Origin of the sequence: Marisediminitalea alba (assembly GCF_002993365.1) — a bacterium.
GTDB lineage: Bacteria > Pseudomonadota > Gammaproteobacteria > Enterobacterales > Alteromonadaceae > Alteromonas > Alteromonas alba.
Window position 1 is genome coordinate 1 of record NZ_PVNP01000062.1, and the last position, 1,616, is coordinate 1,616.

General features: G+C 44.2%; 2 protein-coding genes and 1 pseudogene. 2 read left to right on the plus strand and 1 reads right to left on the minus strand.

Annotated features, from left to right (window positions below; genetic code table 11):
• Positions 1 to 226, plus strand: a pseudogene (locus C6Y40_RS24935) (IS91 family transposase); the annotation flags it as partial.
• A gap of 203 nt (positions 227 to 429) precedes the next feature.
• Here C6Y40_RS24935 and C6Y40_RS07800 read toward each other — a convergent pair.
• Entirely contained in the window at positions 430 to 786 is a 357-nt protein-coding gene (locus C6Y40_RS07800) for a TonB-dependent receptor plug domain-containing protein (protein WP_105934097.1), read from the minus strand.
• Between the two features lie 450 nt (positions 787 to 1,236).
• On the opposite strand from C6Y40_RS07800, the gene C6Y40_RS07805 reads away from it, so the two are divergent.
• The coding region (locus C6Y40_RS07805) for a GNAT family N-acetyltransferase (RefSeq protein ID WP_105934098.1) at positions 1,237 to 1,616 on the plus strand (380 nt) is incomplete at its 3' end.

Sequence of the window (1,616 nt, forward strand, 5' to 3'; positions counted from 1 at the left end):
ATTCAATATTGACATCACAGTCTGTGAGGCTTGTGAAAAAACCAACGTCAAAATTATTACTTGTATTACGGATCCGGCTGTTATCCATAAGATTTTGGCGCACCTTGACAAGCAGACTCTTCTTGAAGCAAAAAACGATTCTCTAATGCCGCCACTTCGAGCTCCACCAGCCACAGCCTCATTCAGTGACTACATCATTCAACGCGACTTCGATTTTGGCGCATGAAGCACAAAAAACAGACCATCACTTGAACATGCAACATGTTGAGGTAAGGGCTTTCACATATCTCATTGCGGATTTCAGTACCAAAGACCAGTTATATTGCGTCTATCTTGATGACAACTACTTCACTGATTCCTGAAAAGTACCCATTTGACACACGTGCAACTGGCCTTAAATACAGCTGACACAGTGGGTAGTACATAGCGTTAATATTTCTTATACTCGCGACCGCTCATAGTGGTGACGATATCGGGTAAACCACGAATCAGTACCTGGTTTACTTCACCATTGGTACGGGCTACCTGAATACCTGTTACCCGTTGCAGGGCTGCCGCCACGCTGTTATCGGGTAGCTTGCCAATATCCTGTGCGACAATCACATCAGAAATGTTTGATGCGTTCATTTTCATGTTTTGCGCAGAATTAAGGCTGGCCTTTACCCCACGTACATCAATAACTTCAACCTCGTCCTCGCTGGGCATGCTGTCGGTGTCCTGGGCATACAGAGGCTGTGCGGAAAGTGCGAATAAAACGGCGCTGGCAAGTTGAGCACGTTTAAACATGTATTATCTCCAAATATATGTGAATGCGCAGTTCACAGGTATGTCGTCCAATTGTGAAAATCCTGGCGCGTTGTAAGGTATCGACTTCAATCAGGTCGAAATCTAAATTCTTTATCATTGTTATTCTTGGGGTGTTGATACTATTGTATGATAATACTACAGTCAACATACCATTAACGAATTATTCCCGGGGTATGGTTGGCTTTAAATGGCGAAAAAGAGTATAAATTTATATAAAACAGCACCTTGTGATTAGGTGGTTGTTTATTGATCTTAATTAATAAATTACGAATTATTAATAAGTTTAGTTTTCCTACCGTTTAAATGTTAAATAATTGTGTGGTTTTTCCTGTTGAAACAGTGCGGATTAATCGCTTTATTCATCGTAACGCATTGCAATGACCCGGGGGATCGGCAATCATCTCTGCCAGCATTATCGCGGAGGTCTTTATGCTTAACTGGTGCTTGTTACCCTTCTCTGGGCTCACTACCGACCAGCTCTACGAATTACTCAAATTACGCACCGACGTATTTGTTGTGGAACAAAACTGCCCCTACCCGGAACTCGACGACAAAGACCGTATCAATGGGGTTTATCACCTGTTGGGTACCAGTAATAGCGAGCTGGTGGCTTACGCCAGACTATTACCGCCCGGCGTCAGCTTTCCGCAGGTGAGTATTGGCCGGGTCGCTGTCGCGGGGCACACCAGAGGTAAAAAGTACGGGCACCAACTCATCGGTAAAGCGTTAGAAGAATGTCAGCGGCTATGGCCGGATACGGACATTCAGATCGGTGCACAGGTCTATCTTGAAAAGGTTTATCAGCAGTT

Bases quoted from the DNA above. Each gene is read 5' to 3' on its own strand.
- C6Y40_RS07800 (WP_105934097.1), bottom strand. From the start codon at position 786: ATGTTTAAACGTGCTCAACTTGCCAGCGCCGTTTTATTCGCACTTTCC.